The 18,758-nt window shown below is 36.7% G+C and carries 19 protein-coding genes and 1 riboswitch; of the genes, 12 read left to right on the top strand and 7 right to left on the bottom strand.

Features of this window, described 5'->3' with window-relative positions; genetic code table 11:
* The first annotated feature begins 64 nt into the window (after positions 1-64).
* Entirely contained in the window at positions 65-295 is a 231-nt protein-coding gene (locus tag MKX39_RS00950; RefSeq protein ID WP_093536546.1) for an excisionase family DNA-binding protein, read from the top strand.
* 235 nt (positions 296-530) lie between these two features.
* Here MKX39_RS00950 and MKX39_RS00945 read toward each other — a convergent pair whose 3' ends face one another.
* Both MKX39_RS00945 and MKX39_RS00940 read right to left on the bottom strand, forming a co-directional pair.
* Positions 531-1,517: a homoserine dehydrogenase gene (locus MKX39_RS00945; protein WP_093536548.1), complete on the bottom strand. Its 987-nt coding sequence runs from the start codon at positions 1,515-1,517 to the stop codon at positions 531-533.
* A 130-nt stretch (positions 1,518-1,647) separates the two neighbouring features.
* Positions 1,648-2,940: an O-acetylhomoserine aminocarboxypropyltransferase/cysteine synthase family protein gene (locus tag MKX39_RS00940; RefSeq protein WP_340767935.1), complete on the bottom strand. Its 1,293-nt coding sequence runs from the start codon at positions 2,938-2,940 to the stop codon at positions 1,648-1,650.
* Between the two features lie 112 nt (positions 2,941-3,052).
* Positions 3,053-3,167: riboswitch (SAM riboswitch) on the bottom strand.
* Positions 3,168-3,324: 157 nt separating this feature from the next.
* Here MKX39_RS00940 and MKX39_RS00935 point away from each other — a divergent pair.
* Both MKX39_RS00935 and MKX39_RS00930 read left to right on the top strand, forming a co-directional pair.
* The gene (locus tag MKX39_RS00935) at positions 3,325-3,966 is read left to right on the top strand and encodes a glycerol-3-phosphate acyltransferase (protein ID WP_340761153.1); all 642 of its coding nucleotides are present in this window, start codon (positions 3,325-3,327) and stop codon (positions 3,964-3,966) included.
* A gap of 14 nt (positions 3,967-3,980) precedes the next feature.
* Positions 3,981-4,568 carry a YdcF family protein gene (locus MKX39_RS00930; RefSeq protein ID WP_340761152.1) on the top strand — a complete coding sequence of 196 codons (588 nt, stop codon included), beginning with the start codon at positions 3,981-3,983 and terminating at the stop codon, positions 4,566-4,568.
* Positions 4,569-4,649: 81 nt separating this feature from the next.
* On the opposite strand, the gene MKX39_RS00925 is transcribed toward MKX39_RS00930, so the two are convergent.
* A complete protein-coding gene (locus MKX39_RS00925) occupies positions 4,650-4,994 on the bottom strand; it encodes a GIY-YIG nuclease family protein (protein ID WP_340767934.1) in 345 nt (114 codons plus the stop codon).
* 19 nt (positions 4,995-5,013) lie between these two features.
* Positions 5,014-5,769, bottom strand: a complete 756-nt coding sequence (locus MKX39_RS00920; protein ID WP_340767933.1) for a DUF2087 domain-containing protein — start codon at positions 5,767-5,769, stop codon at positions 5,014-5,016.
* A 159-nt stretch (positions 5,770-5,928) separates the two neighbouring features.
* On the opposite strand from MKX39_RS00920, the gene MKX39_RS00915 reads away from it, so the two are divergent.
* The 4 genes from MKX39_RS00915 (at position 5,929) to MKX39_RS00900 (ending at position 9,287) form a co-directional block, all read left to right on the top strand.
* Positions 5,929-7,626: a M3 family oligoendopeptidase gene (locus tag MKX39_RS00915; protein WP_340767931.1), complete on the top strand. Its 1,698-nt coding sequence runs from the start codon at positions 5,929-5,931 to the stop codon at positions 7,624-7,626.
* A 23-nt stretch (positions 7,627-7,649) separates the two neighbouring features.
* Positions 7,650-8,054 carry an RDD family protein gene (locus tag MKX39_RS00910; protein ID WP_340767929.1) on the top strand — a complete coding sequence of 135 codons (405 nt, stop codon included), beginning with the start codon at positions 7,650-7,652 and terminating at the stop codon, positions 8,052-8,054.
* A 211-nt stretch (positions 8,055-8,265) separates the two neighbouring features.
* Positions 8,266-8,667 (top strand): DoxX family protein, encoded by a 402-nt coding sequence (locus MKX39_RS00905; RefSeq protein ID WP_340767928.1) that lies wholly within the window; start codon positions 8,266-8,268, stop codon positions 8,665-8,667.
* A 17-nt stretch (positions 8,668-8,684) separates the two neighbouring features.
* Entirely contained in the window at positions 8,685-9,287 is a 603-nt protein-coding gene (locus tag MKX39_RS00900) for an NADPH-dependent FMN reductase (protein ID WP_093536562.1), read from the top strand.
* A 147-nt stretch (positions 9,288-9,434) separates the two neighbouring features.
* Here the strand turns inward: MKX39_RS00900 and MKX39_RS00895 are convergent, their stop codons facing one another.
* Positions 9,435-10,013 (bottom strand): TetR/AcrR family transcriptional regulator, encoded by a 579-nt coding sequence (locus tag MKX39_RS00895; RefSeq protein WP_340767926.1) that lies wholly within the window; start codon positions 10,011-10,013, stop codon positions 9,435-9,437.
* A gap of 144 nt (positions 10,014-10,157) precedes the next feature.
* Here MKX39_RS00895 and MKX39_RS00890 point away from each other — a divergent pair, with 144 nt between their 5' ends.
* From MKX39_RS00890 to MKX39_RS00875, 4 genes are all read left to right on the top strand, one after another.
* Positions 10,158-10,916, top strand: coding sequence for an SDR family oxidoreductase (locus tag MKX39_RS00890; protein WP_093536566.1), 759 nt, complete (start codon positions 10,158-10,160; stop codon positions 10,914-10,916).
* A 162-nt stretch (positions 10,917-11,078) separates the two neighbouring features.
* Positions 11,079-11,726 (top strand): lysoplasmalogenase, encoded by a 648-nt coding sequence (locus tag MKX39_RS00885; protein ID WP_340767925.1) that lies wholly within the window; start codon positions 11,079-11,081, stop codon positions 11,724-11,726.
* A 36-nt stretch (positions 11,727-11,762) separates the two neighbouring features.
* Complete coding sequence (pepT, locus tag MKX39_RS00880; protein ID WP_340767924.1) at positions 11,763-12,989, top strand: peptidase T; 1,227 nt, start codon at positions 11,763-11,765, stop codon at positions 12,987-12,989.
* A gap of 12 nt (positions 12,990-13,001) precedes the next feature.
* A complete protein-coding gene (locus MKX39_RS00875) occupies positions 13,002-13,961 on the top strand; it encodes a DMT family transporter (protein WP_340767923.1) in 960 nt (319 codons plus the stop codon).
* 113 nt (positions 13,962-14,074) lie between these two features.
* Here the strand turns inward: MKX39_RS00875 and MKX39_RS00870 are convergent, their stop codons facing one another.
* Complete coding sequence (locus tag MKX39_RS00870; protein WP_340767922.1) at positions 14,075-16,231, bottom strand: YhgE/Pip domain-containing protein; 2,157 nt, start codon at positions 16,229-16,231, stop codon at positions 14,075-14,077.
* Between the two features lie 202 nt (positions 16,232-16,433).
* Positions 16,434-17,630: an NAD(P)-dependent malic enzyme gene (locus MKX39_RS00865; RefSeq protein WP_340761143.1), complete on the bottom strand. Its 1,197-nt coding sequence runs from the start codon at positions 17,628-17,630 to the stop codon at positions 16,434-16,436.
* 426 nt (positions 17,631-18,056) lie between these two features.
* On the opposite strand from MKX39_RS00865, the gene MKX39_RS00860 reads away from it, so the two are divergent.
* On the top strand, positions 18,057-18,749 hold the full coding sequence (locus MKX39_RS00860) for a hypothetical protein (protein ID WP_340761142.1): 693 nt from the start codon (positions 18,057-18,059) through the stop codon (positions 18,747-18,749).
* The last annotated feature ends 9 nt before the right edge of the window (positions 18,750-18,758 follow it).

Genomic DNA, 18,758 nt, shown 5'->3' with positions numbered 1-18,758 from the left:
ATATAGCACATATTGAGTTACCGCCAATCGTATCTTATACTAATAAGGATAGGAGGCATTTTACATGTATATGACAGTAGAAGAAACTGCGAATTATTTATCAATGCCTATTGATCAAGTAAAACGATATATTTCAGAGAAAAAAATTCGTGCTATTTTTGATGGGGAAGAGTATTACGTGAATAGTGCTCAATTTGAAACGCACTTACTGCAAATTGAGGATTTGAAGCGACAAATCGATGAATGGCGAAATACTCCGATTCCGGATGATATTGATGTAAAAGACGAAGATTAATACAAAGGAAAAGGACGTTCTCCGAATGAGGAGAATGTCCTTTTATATTAATTGGCCCTGTATACAATACTGTTGATTTCCGTTAAAGGCGGACGCTTTCCGCGGGCGAGGCCGAGCCTCCTCGGTCGCTAAGCTCCCTGCGGGGTCTCGACTGTCTCGCTTTTCCCGCTGGAGTCGCCGCCCTCCACTTCAATCAAGTAAGCAAATAAAATATACTAGTACCCTAAACTAAAAATTAGATCGTAATAAAGAATCCAGCTCTTTTTCCGATTATTTCTGCATAATCTTCTACCATCACACTTGCTGTTGGGTACATACCTGCTCCTGGACCGACTAATGTTAATGTTCCAATATAGTTTGTATCTAGTGCAACTGCGTTGTTTACACCTTCTATTGAGTATAATGGATGATCTGGCCCTACTAGTTGTGGACCAACTGATGCGTATAGTTCACCGTTTTCGTCTTGCTCTATTTCTGCTACATGGCGATAACGTAGTCCTTGTTCTTTGGCTTTGCGGACATCCTCTAATGAGATTTCATCAATACCAACTACACGAACATCGTTCCAATTGGGCTGTTTTTTAAACGCTAGTGCGCTTAGTATCATCAGTTTTCGGAAAGCATCTTGCCCGGACACATCGTTAAATGGATCTGCTTCTGCATAACCAAGGTCCTGCGCCTCTTTTAATGAGTCATCAAATGGACATTCATCCTGACGCATTTGTGTCAAAATGTAGTTCGACGTACCATTTAAGATCCCTTGGATTCTTTTCACTGAGTTAACTTGTAATAGATTTTTTAATGTCTTAATAACTGGAACTCCGCCGGCTGTTGTTGCTTCATATCCTATAAATACTCCACGAGACTTTGCACGCTCATGTAATGGAATACTATATTTGGAGAACATTACTTTATTTGCTGTTATTACATGACATCCTTTATCAATCGCTCTACATAAGTAGTTATATGCCGGTTCCTCATTTACAATTGCCTCGAATACCACTTGGAGTCCAGGTATATTAATAATATCCTCAAAGTTATCAGTTACTAACACACCAGGTGTAGCCATTCTTTCTTTTCCAACATTGTTTACGAGGATCGCACTAATTTCTAGTTCTAATCCTAAAGACTTTTTCAGATCTTCTCTTTTTTCATTTACAATGTTGTAAATCCCTTGCCCGACTGTTCCGAAACCTAGGATTGCTGCTTTTATCGTCGCCATGCTATCTCCTCCAACTGAATTTGCACAATTGAGTTCCAATTTGCTTCAATTTGTAAAATCTAATCGCATTCATATACGAAGAACTATTTTACATATTGTAGCCCATTTTTACTCAATTATCAATAAAATTCTATCTAGAGAGGACATTTGTTTTTCCCACAAGTACTTTATCAAGGACAGACTGTAAATCCTCAACCGCCTCTAGTCCAACAGACAAGCGAATTAAGTCTTCTGTAACGCCCGATTTCACCAAGTCTTCAGGAGTTAACTGCTGATGTGTTGTAGATGCAGGGTGGATTATTAGCGATTTAGCATCCCCGACATTAGCTACATGCGACCAAATTTCAATATTATCGATAATATTACGACCTGCCTCTTTACCACCTTTCACTCCAAAAGTTAGGATGGAACCAAAACCATTCTGTAAGTACTTTTTAGCAAGCTCATGGGAGGGATGACTTTCTAAACCTAAGTAGTTAACCCAAGTTACTTCTTCGTTACTTTCTAAGTACTCCGCAATTTTTTGTGCATTTTCATTATGCTTTGGTACGCGTAAATGAAGTGTTTCTAGTCCTTGTAAAAAGGAAAATGCTGCTTCAGGACTTAAAGTTGGACCAAAATCACGAAGCAATTGAACGCGTAATTTCACTGCAAATGCCACGTTTGGAACGTCTATTCCATATCTTAGACCATGATAGGTCACATCCGGTTGTGTGAATCCTGGAAATTTCTCGGAGTCCCAATTGAAGTTTCCTCCATCTACTACAACTCCACCAATCGTAGTACCATGACCACCAATCCACTTAGTCGCTGAATGAATTACGACATGAGCACCGTACTTAATAGGGTTCGATCCATATGGAGTAGCAAATGTGCTATCTACAAGTAAAGGCACTCCTACTTCGTTAGCAATGGCTGCTACGTTTTCTATATCTAATACATTTAAGCTTGGGTTTCCTATAATTTCTCCAAAAAATGCTTTCGTTTTATCTGTCACAGCAGCTCGGAAATTTTCTGGATCTGTAGAATCTACAAATTTCACCGTTATACCATATCGCGGCAATGTATGAGCAAATAAATTAAACGTACCACCGTATAAATTCTCAGCAGCAATAATTTCGTCTCCTGCTCCTGCAATGTTTAATATAGAAAATGCGATAGCTGCCATTCCTGAAGAAAATGCAACTGCTGCCGTCCCCCCCTCTAATAATGCAATTCGTTGTTCAAATACATCCACAGTTGGATTCGTAATACGTGAATAGATATTACCTGTTTCTGCAAGAGCAAATAGGTTTTGTGCATGTTCTGTATCTCTAAATACAAAGGATGTTGTCTTATGAATGGGTACTGCTCGTGATCCAGTCACTGGATCTGGTTGTTGGCCACCGTGTAAAAGTAGTGTTTCTTTTTGTAGATTGGTCATTTGAATTCCTCCTAAAATGTAGTTAGATGGACGCTTATGGAGGCGAGGGAGGATTAGAACAAGCAAAAAACCCTCTTCAATTAAGAAGAGGGTGCAAATTCGCATGTTCCTCCTCTTATCTTCCAAATTCAATTTAGAATTTGTAGGATTTAGCACCTTTCCAAGTTGAGAACTTGTTGGTTGCCGGGCATCGTAGGGCCTATTCCCTCCGCCACTCTTGATAAGAGTATTAGATTTAGTTTTCCATCTTGTTTCACAGTATAGATTTCTACCAATCTATTTGTCAATACTTTTTTGAATAATTAAAAAACATATACTTTAAAATTCTGAAACTTCTCATCTTTTCATTCGTTTAATATATTGAAGTTAATGGGGGTGAAAAAAATGCTCATTCCGATGATTTGTATCCTTGTGATCAGTTATCTTGTTGGGTCCATTCACGGTTCTAAAATAGCTCAGTATCTGAGTGGGGTAAATATTAAAAAAGAGGGCTTAAAAAATTCTGGCGCCTCAAATGCAGCTATTGTTCTTGGCGCAAAATATGGCATTTTAGTTGCCATAATTGATATTTTAAAGGGAGTTATAGTCGTAATTGGGACGGGTTTTTGGGTGTCACAGTACGCACATTTTTCGATAGTGGAACAGGACATCCTGCTATATAGTGCAGGTGCTGCTGTAATACTTGGACATAACTTCCCTCTTTACACTAAATTTAAAGGTGGTAAAGGCACTGCATCCCTTATTGGTGTACTACTTGCTCTTAGCTGGCCGCTTGGTTTAATCGGACTTATATTATTAATCGGAACTACATTATTAACGGACTATTTATTAATTGGTGTGTTTGTTTTTTACTTTGTTTTTATCGGTGCATCCATTTGGTTTGCAGAAGGAGTAGGGCCAATGGCTATTGCCGGATTTCTATTTTTGATGGCTGTTGTACTACATCTCGAGAATTTCCGTCGTTTAATGCGAAAGGAAGAGATGAGAATCTCCACTTTCTTAAGTAAGAAGAAACCATCTGTATGAAATGAGTGAATATCATGAAGAAGAAAATGAGGTGGATCGTGCTTATCCCATTAGTAGTGATTATTTCTAGTGGAATTGGGATATGGGTTCTCACGAGTAATTGGCTTGAAAATGGTCAAAATCCAAAGGCAGATGGCACCAATCAATATGCTATTGTGCTTGGTGCCAAAGTGAAAAAAGGGAATATCCCTTCTTTTGCTTTACAGTATCGATTGGAGGCTGCTCTTGCGTATGCCCAAAAATATACCCATGTAAAATTAGTACTTTCAGGTGGACGAGGTCCCGATGAAGATATCGAAGAGGCCGTGGTGATGAGAGATTTTCTATTGGAAAATGGCATAGCCGAAGATCGACTCATCTTAGAAGACAAAGCCACCTCAACATATGAAAATCTACTGTTTTCACAAGAATTACTACCCAGTAATATCGACTCCGTCACACTTATAACAAGCGACTACCATTTACAACGATCCAAAGTACTAGCAAGTAAACTAGGATGGAAATCAGATGTCGTGGCTGCTAAAACTCCCAAAGTGGTTGAATTCAAGGTTCGTACGCGAGAACGTGTCGCGTTGTTAAAGGCATATATTTTGGGGAATTGATTGTTACAAATAGATGGGTATTAAGTAATTATCGTGTTATTTTCTTGATACCCATCTTTTTACTATTCCATAAAATTCATTTTAGCTATGATACCCTTCTTCACCGTAAGGTTGTAGTTTTTCTAACCATTTCTCCAATAACCTTTCTAATTCTTTTTTGCCTACCCTACTTTCAGTTTCCTCTTTTTTAATAATCTCCATATGCTCTATGTCAAAATTATCTTTGCCGAACTGAGTCCAGTCCTTTTGCAGATTTTTATTTGAATGGAGTCCGTTTTCTAATGTAAATTTAACCCCATTCAACGTTTTAAAATTAGGTGTAGAAGCTACATACTTTTTACCGTTTCGTTTGTTTGTGATGACGTAAATTCCGCCCTCGATTTTAATTTCTTTATATTCTTGTTTTAATTCTTTTTTGCGATCCATTTATATTCCATCCTTCTATTTAGTTTTTCACCCAATACGCACTACCATCGTCTTGTCTGTCCAAAAATCCATACTCTATTAAGTAACGTCTTAATGTTACGAAATCCTCATAAGCATTCTTTAGTACATAATTTATTTCTTTCTCTGTGTAAGTTTTTCCTTTTTCAAATCTTTGGATCAGAACTCTTAAGGTTGCTAGTTTTTGCTTTTCTTTCCTCGGAAATTTCATAAGAGGTCCATCTATTCCATCTGGGAAGAATTTACTTTCGATATCTTTTTGTTCTTCTTGCGTGATGTTATACCGGTCGTCCACCATCGTTGCAGTCTTATGAAGTGGTAAAAATGTCGGCGCATGATTGTCTTTTGCCTTTAACAATTCCATCATCGCTAAAAACACTTTTGCTTGTCGCTCCTTTTCCTTTAATACGAAACGATGATTTCGAATCGTAGAAGAGCTTCCAATTCCTAACTCTGTTTGTATTTCTGCATCACTTCTACCCTCATAAAAGAGGCGTAATAGGCTATTTTGATGTTCGGTTAAGCCAGTAAATTTTTTGTTAAGCCCTATTAGATATTGAAAAACAGATTCATGCTCCGTTTCAATATGATGCTTCATGAATTTTTCTGCTTCATATAACATATTATTCTTTGGATAAATGAATCCCTTTTCAACTTTAAAACCGCACATAATACATATATACATTTCGTCTTCTTCAGCATACCCTGATTTTAACTGTTCTGAAGAGGCACTCCAAAGTAATTCTGACACTTCCATATACAAACACAACCAATCTTTGTTTATTAATTTACAAACATTATATAATAACGTTTGTAAATTATCAATATGTAAAAATGTGGTTGCAATTTATCTGAAAATAATAAACAATATGAATAAGGAGTTTCGTAAAGCGAAACGATAGAGAGGGGAATTCCATTGGTTACATTTAACGATTATGAATATAAACGTCCAAATTTAGAACAAGACAAATCTACATTTAGAGAGTTATTAACAAAATTTAAAGAAGCTTCTTCTGTAGCAGAACAGAATGAAGCAATTGAGAATATCAATGCATTTCGCAATGATTATTCTACACAAGCAAACTTAGTTTATATTCGTGCATCTATCGATACTAATGATGAGTTCTATCAAAAAGAGCGTGATTATTTTGATGAAACGAATCCTGAAATTGAAGAGATGATTACTGAATACTACAAAGCGTTGGTTCAATCACCTTTTCGAGATGAACTGGAGGATAAATGGGGTAATCAACTATTCGATTTGGCAGATTATCAGATTAAGGCATTCTCACCGGAAATTATTTCTCTTATGCAAAAAGAAAATAAGCTTGCATCCGACTACTCGAAGCTAGTTGCTTCCGCACAAGTAGAATTTAACGGGGAAACATTAACACTTGCACAGCTGGGACCATATGCTGAATCTACCGATCGTGATACTCGTAAAAAAGCAAAAGAGACTAGTAGTGGATTTTTCCATAAAAATGAAGCGAAATTTGATGACCTTTATGATCAACTAGTAAAAGTACGCCATGAAATAGCAACAACTCTCGGGTACAAGAACTTTGTAGAGCTCGGCTATATTCGTATGAACCGTATCGATTACAATACAGAGATGGTAAAAAAATTCCGTGATCAGGTCAGTGATTTTATCGTTCCTGTTGCAACTAGACTTTATGAGCGACAAGCAAAACGCATAGGCGTAGACTGTCTGAAGTATTATGATGAGCCTTTTAACTTCTTAAGTGGGAACGCAACACCACAAGGTTCTCCGGAGTGGATTGTAGAAAACGGCAAGAAAATGTACGAGGAGCTCTCTCCTGAAACAGCGGAGTTCTTCCAATTTATGATTGACCGTGAATTGATGGACTTAGTTGCGAAAAAAGGAAAAGAAGCAGGTGGTTATTGTACGTTTATCGATAACTATGAATCTCCTTATATTTTCTCTAACTTCAATGGAACATCTGGAGATATTGATGTATTAACGCATGAAGCAGGCCACGCTTTCCAAGTGTATACAAGTCGTAACATTGGAATCCCTGAGTATGTATGGCCGACCTATGAGTCATGTGAGATCCACTCGATGAGTATGGAATTCTTCACATGGCCTTGGATGGAATTGTTCTTTAAGGATCAAACAGACAAATATAAGTTTGCTCACTTAAGTAGTGGACTGCTGTTTCTACCTTACGGTGTGGCAGTCGATGAATTCCAACATGCTGTATATGAAAATCCAGAGATGACCCCCGCTGAACGTAAAGCTACTTGGAGGAAAATCGAGGAAGTTTATTTACCTCATAGTGATTACGATGGTAATAGTTATTATGAGGCAGGTGGGTTGTGGCAACGCCAAGCACATATTTTTGCTAGCCCATTCTATTATATTGACTACACACTTGCTCAAATTTGTGCATTCCAATTTTGGAAGCGTTCAAGAGAGGATCACGAAGCTGCATGGAAGGATTATTTACATCTTTGTCAGCTTGGTGGGTCGACATCTTTCACTAAATTAGTAGCAGAAGCTAATTTGATCTCTCCATTTGAGGAAGGTTGTGTGGAATCCGTTATTGGCTCGATTGAAGAATATTTAAATAGCGTGGATGACTCTGCACTATAGGCATTTAAAAGGAGTTGAAGTAATTGAATCCTGCTGGCTTTTGGGTTAGGTTTGGTGCTAGTCTATTCGATGGTATTATTATGGGGGCTCCACTAGCTATCATTAGTTACCTTATTCTTGGAGAAAGCAATACATGGTTTACTACCATAGGGTCATATCTTTATTTTATATTACTACCTGTCTTTTGGGTTGGATACACTGTAGGTAAAAGAATTCTTGGTATTCGTATTGTGAATATCGATGAAACTGACGTAAACTTTTGGATAATGATTAAGCGTCACTTAATAGCCGGTATTATCTATGGTTTTACATTTGGCATTGGTGCTATTGTTAGTGCTTTTATGGTTGGTATTCGTGAAGATAAACGAGCAATTCATGATTTTATAGCAGGAACTTATGTAACTTTCTATCCTCCTTGGCAAAAATAGTTTTTAAAACAAGCATTCATCAGAATGCTTGTTTTTAGTTGATTTCCTTTCATTTCTATAGCTTTCTTACTCATTGATTTTCTGATAAATAAGCAGAAAATCATTTTTTTTGCTTATATGATTACTTTTTGTAATCAAATGTATTGTATTTAGTTAATAACTATATTATAGTAAGTTACGTTAAGTAACTTAAATGGAGGATTTTTTTATTATGAAGAAGCAACAACTTGCAACACTTATTTTACGTGTCGTGTTTGGACTTATGTTCTTAATACATGGCATAGCAAAATTCCAAGGTGGTATTTCAAATACCGTTGGATATTTTGAGTTCCTTGGTTTACCAGGATCTCTAGCATACGCAATTGCGATTATTGAATTAGTCGGTGGAGCATTACTGGTAGTTGGACTTGGAACACGAGTAATTAGCGGGCTATTTGCAGTAATAATGCTAGGAGCAATACTCTCAGCGAAATTATCATTCGGATTATTAGGTGATGGTGTATCCGCTGGATACGAATTAGAATTAGTCTACTTGGCTATCGGTATTTACTTTGTCTTAGTTAATCCAATTAACTTATCACTTGATGAAAAACTGTCACAAAAAAATAAGTAAAGATTTGGGGTATAAACATGAGCTTTATGAAAAAAATATTCGGATTAAATTCAAATGAAGAGCAAACAGGAGGAAATGACATGATGAAAATTGGTATTGTTTTAGGAAGTACACGCGAAGGACGCGTTAGTCCTCAAGTTGGAGCATGGGTAAAAGAGTTAGCCGACAAGCGTGGAGACGCAGAATATGAAATTATTGACATTGCAGATTTCAAATTACCTCTATTAGGTGAAGCAGGCGGCGACGCATCAGGTGCAGCAGCTTGGTCAGCAGCCATTGCAAAACAAGACGGATTTGTATTCATCGTTCAAGAATACAATCACTCTATTACTGGAGCACTTAAAAATGCATTAGATTATTTACGTGAAGAGTGGAACAACAAAGCAGCAGGAATCGTATCTTACGGTTCAGTAGGTGGGGCTCGAGCAACCGAGCATTTACGTGGTATTTTAAGTGAATTACTAGTAGCGCATGTACGTGTACATCCAGCACTATCCTTGTTTACAGACTTTGAAAATGGTACAGACTTCAAACCAGCAGCAGTACAAGCTGATTCAGTAAACCAAATGCTAGATCAAGTTATCCCTTGGACAACTGCCTTAAAAACTGTACGCAAGTAATTAAGCAACGCTTTACAAGAAGTTTAAGTTTTGATTAAAAAGACTCATCCTCTCGGATGAGTCTTTTTGTACAACTTTTAATCTTCATTATTTCTCCACTTATTCTTTTATTCTTCAAATATGGAAATAGCATATATACTAATTTCACTAATTCCTCGATATCGCGTTCAATGTTTGAACTAAATGAATGTTCATGTCATCAACGGACTCTTTAAAATTACTTCGATGCCATTCAATAATTAAACCAATTATTGCATTTGTCATAAAAGAATATACAAATTTTTTAGATTCATCATACTCCCCTATTTTACTATCTTCTATAAAATTCGAACGGATTGCATCAAAAAACATGTAGTAGTATGTTGTAGACACATTGTCTGATAAAATAATACGGTAAAAGTCTTCGTACTTTTTGACATGGTGAAAAATACGAACTGTTTTTGGATCTAGATTTTTGTAAACTGAAGACTTTAATTGAAGTGCAGAAATGTATTTATATGGTTCTTTATAAGATTCTTGCAAATCTAAAATGACCTCTTCAAAAAATTCCTTAAAAACATCTCCAACCTCCTCATAGTGGAAGTAGAAAGTCCCCCTATTTACACCAGCTTTTCTACAAAGCTCGGACACATTAATATCAGTCAGACTTTTGTTTTTTAATATATGAGTTAATGCTTGATAGATAGCTTTTTTTGTCTTCACGACTCTTAAATCTTTTGTTTTCAATAATATCTCTCCTTATCGAACACTTATTGCAATATGTGTTTGATATTGTACAACTATTGCGATAACTGTTGATTGAATACGTTTTCATTTTAAACTATACTGTTATTGTACAACTGTATAATAACATATGAGGAGGAAATAATTATGAGATTACAAGACAAAGTAGCTATCGTTACAGGCGCGGCTTCTGGGATGGGGAAATCTATCGCTGAGGCATATGCAAAACAAGGCGCAAAGGTCGTTGTTTCCGACTACAATTTAGAAGGTGCAGAAACTGTGGCAGCAGCTATTAAAGCGGCTGGCGGAGAAGCAATCGCTAACCGTACAAACGTAGCAGTACTTGCTGATTTAGAAAACTTATTCGCTGAAACAAAAGCAGCATTTGGTAAATTAGATATTTTAGTAAATAACGCTGGGATCATGGATGGAATGGAGCCTGTTGGTGAAATTACTGATGAAAAATGGGATCAGTTATTCGCAGTAAATACTACTGGCGTTATGCGTGCAATGCGTATAGCAACTAACATTTTCTTAGAACAAGGACACGGAGTATTCGTTAACAACATTTCTGCAGGTGGATTACGTGGTGCTCGTGCAGGTGCAGCATACACAGCATCTAAACATGCAGTGTCTGGTTTAACTAAAAATACAGCTTATATGTACGCTAACTCAGGGATTCGTTGTAACGGAATCGCTCCAGGTGGCGTCATGACTAATATTCAAAATTCTATGACTAGCCTTTCTGAATTCGGTATGGGTCGTCAGCAAACAGGTAGCGGTACTATGCCACGTGTCGGTCAACCAGAAGAAATTGCACAACTTGCAGTATTCTTAGGTTCTGATGAGTCAAGCTTCGTTAATGGGCAAATTATTGCCGCTGATGCTGGTTGGACTGCTTACTAATAAATAAAGCTCAACTTCCACAAGATAATACCAAGCAGAAATACAACCAGTTGCCCTATTCACTATGGCAGCTGGTTCTTTTTTTTATTTAGATTCGCATACAATGTGGAGGAAGTTTTATCTTCCGTAACGAATTTAATAAGAAAGGGGAGTGTTTGTTTTATGTGGAGCAAAATTATTGGGGTTTTAATTGCAATCATGGGTATTATTTATATTTTCTTTATTCCAAGTGACCCTGTTTCGACAAAGATTATTTTCAAACTTATTCCGATGCTACTTATTATCTTGTTTGCTTCTCTACAATCTGGAGGAGAATCTAAAAAGTACAAGATACTTATTTTAATCGGACTCACTGTATGTATGTTTGCTGACGGATTAATCTATTGGTTTATAGTCGGACTTATAACCTTTTTGATCGGGCATATTTGGTATATCTTCGCATTTAGAAACATCAAACAAACATCCATTCCGAAATGGGCAATCGCATTGCTATTAATATACGGGTTATCAATGGTAATTTGGTTAGCTGGAACACTCTGGTCTCAAGGAGATACAGTGTTAGCGCTGGCAGTTATTATTTATATTGCAGTTATTCTGACGATGGGTTGGAACGCTTTCCAAACTGCAAACAAATTTGTTATTATTGGGGCTATTTTATTTATCTTTTCGGATTCAACCCTTGCTATTAATAAATTCATAGTAGATATTCCTTTCTCAGATGCACTTATAATGATTTCTTATTACGGAGCTCAATTTATGTTTGCTCTTAGCATTCATTATTCCGTAACTCGAAAGAATCTGTTAAAATAAGAACTAGCTTTACAAATCGAAAGGAGATTTAATCTCATGAAAGAGACTTTAATAGAGCGACTAGTGCGCTATGCAAAAATAGATACACAATCCGATGCTTCAAGTACAACATGTCCAACCACTGAAGGTCAATGGGACTTACTCCATGAGCTGAAAAAAGAATTGACTACAGTTGGTTTAGAGGAAATTACATTAGACGAAAACGGTTATCTTTTCGCCACTCTACCCGCTAATACTGATAAAGAAATGCCAACAATCGGTTTCTTAGCTCACGTAGATACAGCTACAGATTACACAGGAAAAAATGTGAATCCACAGCGAATCGAAAGCTATGATGGACAAGATATTACTCTCAATGAGCATACTGTCATGACCGTTCAAGACTTCCCTGAACTAAAAAATTATGTTGGTCACACACTATTAACTACAGATGGTACTACGCTTCTTGGTGCCGATGATAAAGCAGGAATTGCCATCATTATGACTGCAATGGAATATTTTCTCCAACATCCAGAAGTAAAACACGGGAAAATTCGAGTGGCATTCACACCAGATGAAGAAATCGGGCGTGGTCCTCATAAATTTGATGTGGAAAAATTCGGAGCAAACTTTGCCTATACAATGGATGGTGGTCCATTAGGAGAATTACAATATGAAAGCTTTAATGCAGCTAGTGCCAAGGTTATTACAAATGGGAAAAGTGTGCACCCAGGGTCTGCAAAAGACAAAATGGTGAACTCCATTACAATGGCTACAAAATTTCAATCTCACATGCCAACAGATGCAGTACCTGAAAAAACCGATGGATACGAGGGTTTTATACATCTGATGAATATTAATGGCGATACAGAAAAAACAGAGCTTAGCTATATTATTCGTGACCATGACCGTGAGAAATTTGAAGCGAAAAAACAATTATTCCTAGATACTGCTGAAAAGATTAAAGCAGAATACGGAGCAACTGCTATCTCTGTAGAGTTAAACGATCAATACTACAATATGGGTGAAAAAATCACACCTGTTATTGAAATTTTAAATGTAGCAAAAGATGTGATGATTGCTTTAGATATAGAACCACTTATTATTCCAGTACGTGGAGGAACAGATGGCTCACAGCTTTCCTATATGGGAATGCCTACACCTAATGTATTTACAGGTGGGGAAAACTACCACGGAAAATACGAGTTCATCTCTGTAAATGATATGGCAAAATCAACAGAAGTTGTAAAGGGTATTATCCAGTCGTTTGAACAGCAGGCTTAAGCAGGTGCTAATATGCGCGAAATATTACTAGGTATTTTAGCCTCCCTATTTTTTGCAGTAACCTTTATACTTAATCGTTCTATGGAAATATCTGGGGGGAGTTGGATTTGGAGCTCCTCCCTTCGATATTTCTTCATGTTGCCTTTTTTATTCATCATTGTCTACTATCGAAAAGGTTTAACTCCAACCTATAAAGAAATAAAATCTGCACCTGCTGCTTGGTTTCTATGGAGCTTTGTAGGATTTGTATTATTTTATGCACCGCTCACTTTTGCAGCAGCTTATGGGCCTGGCTGGTTAATATCTGGAATGTGGCAATTCACGATTGTTGCTGGAGTTCTACTTGCGCCATTATTTTTGATAAAAATGGAAAACAGAATCATTAAACAAAAAATCCCGGTCGTCTCATTATTTATTTCCCTACTTATTTTAGTAGGAATTATTCTTATACAGATTCCAAATACAGATACAGTTAATTTGCAAATGATTTTTTTAGGGATTTTACCTGTACTTATAGCTGCATTGGCTTATCCCTTAGGGAATCGTAAAATGATGGAACATTTGAATGGACGCTTGGATACATTTCAACGCGTTTTAGGCATGACTGTTGCGTCTATGCCTGCCTGGATCTTAATGGGTATTTATGCGATTTTTACCGTAGGTTTACCATCTTCTGGCCAAGTGTTTCAATCATTTATTGTAGCTGTGAGTTCTGGAGTGATCGCTACTATTCTATTTTTCATGGCAACAGATCGAGTTCGAAATCACCAAGGGAAACTAGCTGCTGTAGAAGCGACACAGTCAACCGAAATCATTTTCGTCATTATTGGTGAAATGTTTTTACTACATGTGCCTTTACCAGCACCAATTGCACTTATAGGACTTGGAATTATTATTTTAGGTATGTTCTTACATAGTTACTATACAAAATTATTAAATACGAGAGCTTTAAAAGGACAAACTAAAATATAATTTTTAAGATTAAGTGGATTCGGGTGCTGTGTTAGACCCGCATTATCTCACTTTTGTTCTTAAAAAGAGGATTGACAGCTTTAGCAGCCGTCAATCCTCTTTTAATTATGCAATTACACGTTTGCACCAGTTAATCCATCATTGTCATGATTGCTTGTAGAAACGCGTTTAAAATTGAAAGCAAAGACTACAAAAGTTAATATTAAGCTTACGATTAAACAAATTAGAAGGAACCACATATTCATAATCATGAAACCTGTATCTCCTAAAGAAATAATCGATTTAAACCCTGCATTAGAGTATGTTAACGGTAGATATTTACTTAATGCTTGTAAATTTTCTGGTAACATCGGAATTGGTAAATTCGATCCTGTAGTAGATAGTTGCAAAACAATAAAAGCAAGTGCTACAAAGCGACCAATATTCCCTCCCAATGTTACTAGGAAAAATACGATGGACATAAATGTTAAACTAACAAAAATAGTGAACAATATAAACAAAGGAATACTATCCACTTGTAGTTTAATAAATACTAACGTAAATAGCGACACGATTAATGCTTGTGCTATTGCAAACAAAGAAAGCTGCATCAATTTACTAGCATACCAACTAATCACAGATCCTGGAGTAGTAGCAGGTCGTTTAAATTCAACTACAAAAGATAATAATAAGATACCTACAAACAATGCTAAAGACATAATATAAGGAGCTGTAGAATCACGATAGAATTTATAATTATTAACCTTTTCTCCAGTTAAAGTTACGGGATTTGCAAACATCGCTATGTTAGCATCACTCACTTGAATACCACTAACCTCACTAGCACCACCAGCTAATCCAGTAGAAAGCTCTTGGCTACCAGACTTAAGTTGTGTTGCACCATCGTTTAGTGAAGTAACTCCTAAAGTCATTGTTTCCCAACCAACAGCCACTGTTTGGTTTCCAGAACTTATTTGAGTTAGTCCATCTTTAAGTCCAGAAACGGCATTACCAACTTTCGTCCAAGAAGTAGAAACCGTTGCGTTACCATTCGCAACTTGGGTAGCACCACTTTTTAAACGATCAATACCAGCTGTAGCTGCTGTTTGACCACTTACTAATTGGTTAAGACCTGCATCTAGCTGTTTAGAACCTGCTGTCAGTTGCGAAGCACCTGCAACTAAAGCATCTGCTCCCGTTTTTAAAGGTTGAACTTGTTGACTAAATTGCGTTAAGCCTTTAGAAACCGCATCACTCGTACCAACAAGAGTCATAAATTCAATATCTTGTGCAAGTTCAGGATGCTTCCCTAAATATGCCTTTAATCCCTCTGTTAATCCTTGCGACCCTCCTGTAAGCGTTTTCGTAGCTTCTGTCACTTTTCCTAAACCACTTGCTAATTGCTGACTTCCTGGTTGTAACTGTTTTTCTAATCCGGTAGTTAAACTAGTGCTACCCGCTTTAGCCGATTTCAGTCCATTTAGTACTTGTTCGGAACCAGCCCTAAGACTATTAATACCTTGTACCACTTCTTTAGAACCTGCCGCTAGCTTCTTAATATCACCTTCTCCGTTTTTTACGGAACTAAGAAGTTGCCCTGCGCCACTTTCCGCTGTTGCAGCACCAGTTGCTAACTTTTGAATATCACCAGACTTATCATTTAAAGATTGTAGTAACTGGCTTGTTCCATCACTCAATGTTGTAGTTCCTTCAAAAAGCTTATTGGATCCATCTGCACCAGAAGCGAAGCCATTTGAAATATCTCCAAGTCTAGAAAATAATGTTTGAGTATAGGTTGCTGTTATTTTATTGCCTAGTTGTTCTCTTAGTTTTTCTGTAGCACTTTTTGTTACTTGAGAAGCCATGAAATTTAGGCCTTCATTTTGAATATAACGTAATTCTGGCACTACTGGATTTGCATCAAGTACAGAGGATGCTTTTTGAGAGAAGTCCTCAGGAATCTCCACTACCATATAGTACTTCTGACTCTTTAACCCCTTGTTTGCTTCTTCTTGTGAGACAAATTCCCAACCTAAGGCAGGATTTTGTTGTAATTCTTCTACTAAGTCCTGTCCAATATTAATGGCTGATCCCCCGGAGTTTGCACCTAAGTCTTTGTTCACAAATGCCACAGGTAGATTATCTAGATTATCGTAAGGACTCCATGTTGCTGAAAGTAAGATTGCTACATAAACAATTGGTACTAGTAATACTCCTAATACAGAAAACAACACCCCTTTCTTCTCTGTAAGCCTAGCTAACTCCAGACCTAGCATTTTGAACGCTCCCATACTCTATCCCCTTTACCCTTTTTTAGAATAAAATGAATGACCATTCATTTCCCTTCTACATCTATTATATTTTAAATATTTGGAAATTTCATTATTTTTCTAGAATAGTAATTTGAACTATAAAATATGCGACAAAAAACGACTTAATTACTACATTAAGTCGTTAAATAAGCTATATTTACCTATATCCTTCCATTACTTACTAACTTTTAAGTACTGGCTCATAAAGTGTGGACACTCCCGAAGAAATTGCAGCCTTACTTACTGCTGAAGCCACAACCTGAACAACCCTTTCATCCAAAGCTCTTGGAATTATATAGTCATCTTTAAGCTCATTGTCATTTACTAATGAAGCAATTGCCTCAACGGCAGCCAACTTCATATCCTCATTAATATCGGTGGCTCTAACATCTAAAGCACCTCTGAAAATTCCAGGAAAAGCCAATACATTATTTACTTGGTTTGGATAATCTGATCGGCCTGTTGCTACTACTCTAACTCCCCACTCCTTTGCAATCTCATATGAAATTTCAGGATTAGGATTGGCTAGTGCAAAAATAATGGAATCCGTGTTCATCGAAAGAACTAAGTCTTTTGTCAGTAAATTAGCTACAGAAACACCGATAAATATATCTGATCCTTCCATCGCATCTTTTAAAGAACCTGTTAAACCAAGTGGGTTTGTTAAACTTGCAATCGATTGTTTAATAGGATTCATCCCTTGTTCACGGCCTTCATAAATAATCCCCGTTGAATCACACATAATGATATTAGTATATCCCAACTGGAGAAGTACTTTTAAAATTGCCATGCCAGCAGCACCTGCTCCATTAATCACAACTTTAACATTATTACTTGTTTTGTTTACTAGTCTCATCGCATTTTGAAGTCCAGCACCTACTACAATTGCAGTACCGTGTTGGTCATCATGGAAAACAGGAATATCTAATTCCATGCGAAGTCTATCTTCAATTTCAAAACAACGTGGAGCCGAAATATCCTCTAAATTTATAGCACCAAAAGTTGGACTTAACGCCTTAACAATTTGGACTATTTCATCCACGTTTTTTGTGTCCAAACAAATCGGGAAGGCATCTACACCAGCAAACCTTTTTAGTAAAATTGCTTTCCCTTCCATAACAGGCAAGGCAGCTCCTGGTCCAATGTCACCGAGTCCTAATACTGCAGTACCATCTGTCACTACTGCAACCAAGTTTCCTTTAGCAGTATAGTCATAAATAGTGGATGGATTGTTGTGGATTTCAATACACGGTTCTGCAACACCTGGTGAGTAGGCTAAACTTAAATCCTCCATGCTGTTCATGGGAACCTTAAAGACAACTTCCATCTTTCCCTTACTTTCACGATGCAATCGTAATGCTCTTGTTCTTAAATCCATCGACACATCCACCATCCTTTAGTATTTTCCCAATTGATAAGGATTATTAAGTTTTATCTAAATAATCTTTATATTCTGAGAATTATAGATAGTATTAAAGTGGATGTCAACAGTTAATGATTAGTGAAGTTCTTCACAAATAACTTCCTATGTTTATATTTTACTGGAAAATAAAGTTAAATTATTTTGGAGATCGATTTAATTCTTTTGCTCTAATAAAAAAATCGGTAACCTATTAAAGGCTACCGACGTATTTATGCACTATCTCAACTTTGAGGGGGTTAAGGTGTGCCTATCACCAGCTACAATTTGGAGAAAAGTCGCTGTTTTTAAACTTCTCAACTAGGAGAAACTTTCTATATGGTAATGATAATCATTTTCAATTAAAAAGTCAACTGTTTCTATAAAAAAATGTATACTACATATATGACAAACTTATCGAGTGACCAAATCCAACAATTAAATAACTATAGTGTATTTATCCAACCTAACGGAACAATATTATTCAAAGGGAATGATATCGCTAATGCACTCCCTATTATTAAGCTAATCTCTTCTTCACCTAATGAACCCATTGCAGCTTCTTTCTTTATGAGAAGGGTCGGAATGTTCATCTCCATGCAGTTTTATATGATGACTATGTATGATGAAATTTGGGATGGACCTATAGAACAGCTCCAGTTTTTTAGTACAACAGAATATGGGAATAAAACAATCAGTACATTTATCCCTCCAGAATATTTTCGAGACGTACAAGAAAATCGCAAATTGGATGTTCAACTTATATGGGAACAACAATGTTTTTCTATAATCAAACAACTCCGCTCAAAATGTAGTATATCTCCATTAGTTCTTTGGGAAAATGTGTTTGGTTACTTACTATGGCATTACTATACCTTTTTTGAAAATCCCGCGTTGGAAGAGAAAGCCAGAAATGATTGGTATCTGTTAAAGGATTCGTCCATTTGGGAGTCATTTAGTACGAAAGAATATTTCCGACTTTATTTGAAAGATCAACAACCCGCAGAACTATTAAATACAACAATTAGAACCACTTGCTGCTTTTCAAAGGATATACCCGGATTGCAAAAATGTGGCTTTTGTCCACAATCAAAATAAAAAATTATT

The sequence above is a fragment of the Psychrobacillus sp. FSL K6-1464 genome (assembly GCF_038003145.1).
GTDB classification, from domain to species: Bacteria; Bacillota; Bacilli; order Bacillales_A; family Planococcaceae; genus Psychrobacillus; species Psychrobacillus psychrotolerans.
The sequence above is the reverse complement of the archived record's forward strand: the minus strand, read 5'-3'. Positions and strand labels throughout refer to the sequence as shown.

Coding starts and splice junctions, on each gene's coding strand:
- MKX39_RS00950 (WP_093536546.1), top strand. CDS start 65: ATGTATATGACAGTAGAAGAAACTGCGAATTATTTATCAATGCCTATT.
- MKX39_RS00945 (WP_093536548.1), bottom strand. CDS start 1,517: ATGGCGACGATAAAAGCAGCAATCCTAGGTTTCGGAACAGTCGGGCAA.
- MKX39_RS00940 (WP_340767935.1), bottom strand. CDS start 2,940: ATGACCAATCTACAAAAAGAAACACTACTTTTACACGGTGGCCAACAA.
- MKX39_RS00935 (WP_340761153.1), top strand. CDS start 3,325: ATGCTCATTCCGATGATTTGTATCCTTGTGATCAGTTATCTTGTTGGG.
- MKX39_RS00930 (WP_340761152.1), top strand. CDS start 3,981: ATGAAGAAGAAAATGAGGTGGATCGTGCTTATCCCATTAGTAGTGATT.
- MKX39_RS00925 (WP_340767934.1), bottom strand. CDS start 4,994: ATGGATCGCAAAAAAGAATTAAAACAAGAATATAAAGAAATTAAAATC.
- MKX39_RS00920 (WP_340767933.1), bottom strand. CDS start 5,769: ATGGAAGTGTCAGAATTACTTTGGAGTGCCTCTTCAGAACAGTTAAAA.
- MKX39_RS00905 (WP_340767928.1), top strand. CDS start 8,266: ATGAAGAAGCAACAACTTGCAACACTTATTTTACGTGTCGTGTTTGGA.
- MKX39_RS00900 (WP_093536562.1), top strand. CDS start 8,685: ATGAGCTTTATGAAAAAAATATTCGGATTAAATTCAAATGAAGAGCAA.
- MKX39_RS00890 (WP_093536566.1), top strand. CDS start 10,158: ATGAGATTACAAGACAAAGTAGCTATCGTTACAGGCGCGGCTTCTGGG.
- MKX39_RS00885 (WP_340767925.1), top strand. CDS start 11,079: ATGTGGAGCAAAATTATTGGGGTTTTAATTGCAATCATGGGTATTATT.
- pepT (WP_340767924.1), top strand. CDS start 11,763: ATGAAAGAGACTTTAATAGAGCGACTAGTGCGCTATGCAAAAATAGAT.
- MKX39_RS00875 (WP_340767923.1), top strand. CDS start 13,002: ATGCGCGAAATATTACTAGGTATTTTAGCCTCCCTATTTTTTGCAGTA.
- MKX39_RS00870 (WP_340767922.1), bottom strand. CDS start 16,231: ATGGGAGCGTTCAAAATGCTAGGTCTGGAGTTAGCTAGGCTTACAGAG.
- MKX39_RS00865 (WP_340761143.1), bottom strand. CDS start 17,630: ATGGATTTAAGAACAAGAGCATTACGATTGCATCGTGAAAGTAAGGGA.
- MKX39_RS00860 (WP_340761142.1), top strand. CDS start 18,057: ATGACAAACTTATCGAGTGACCAAATCCAACAATTAAATAACTATAGT.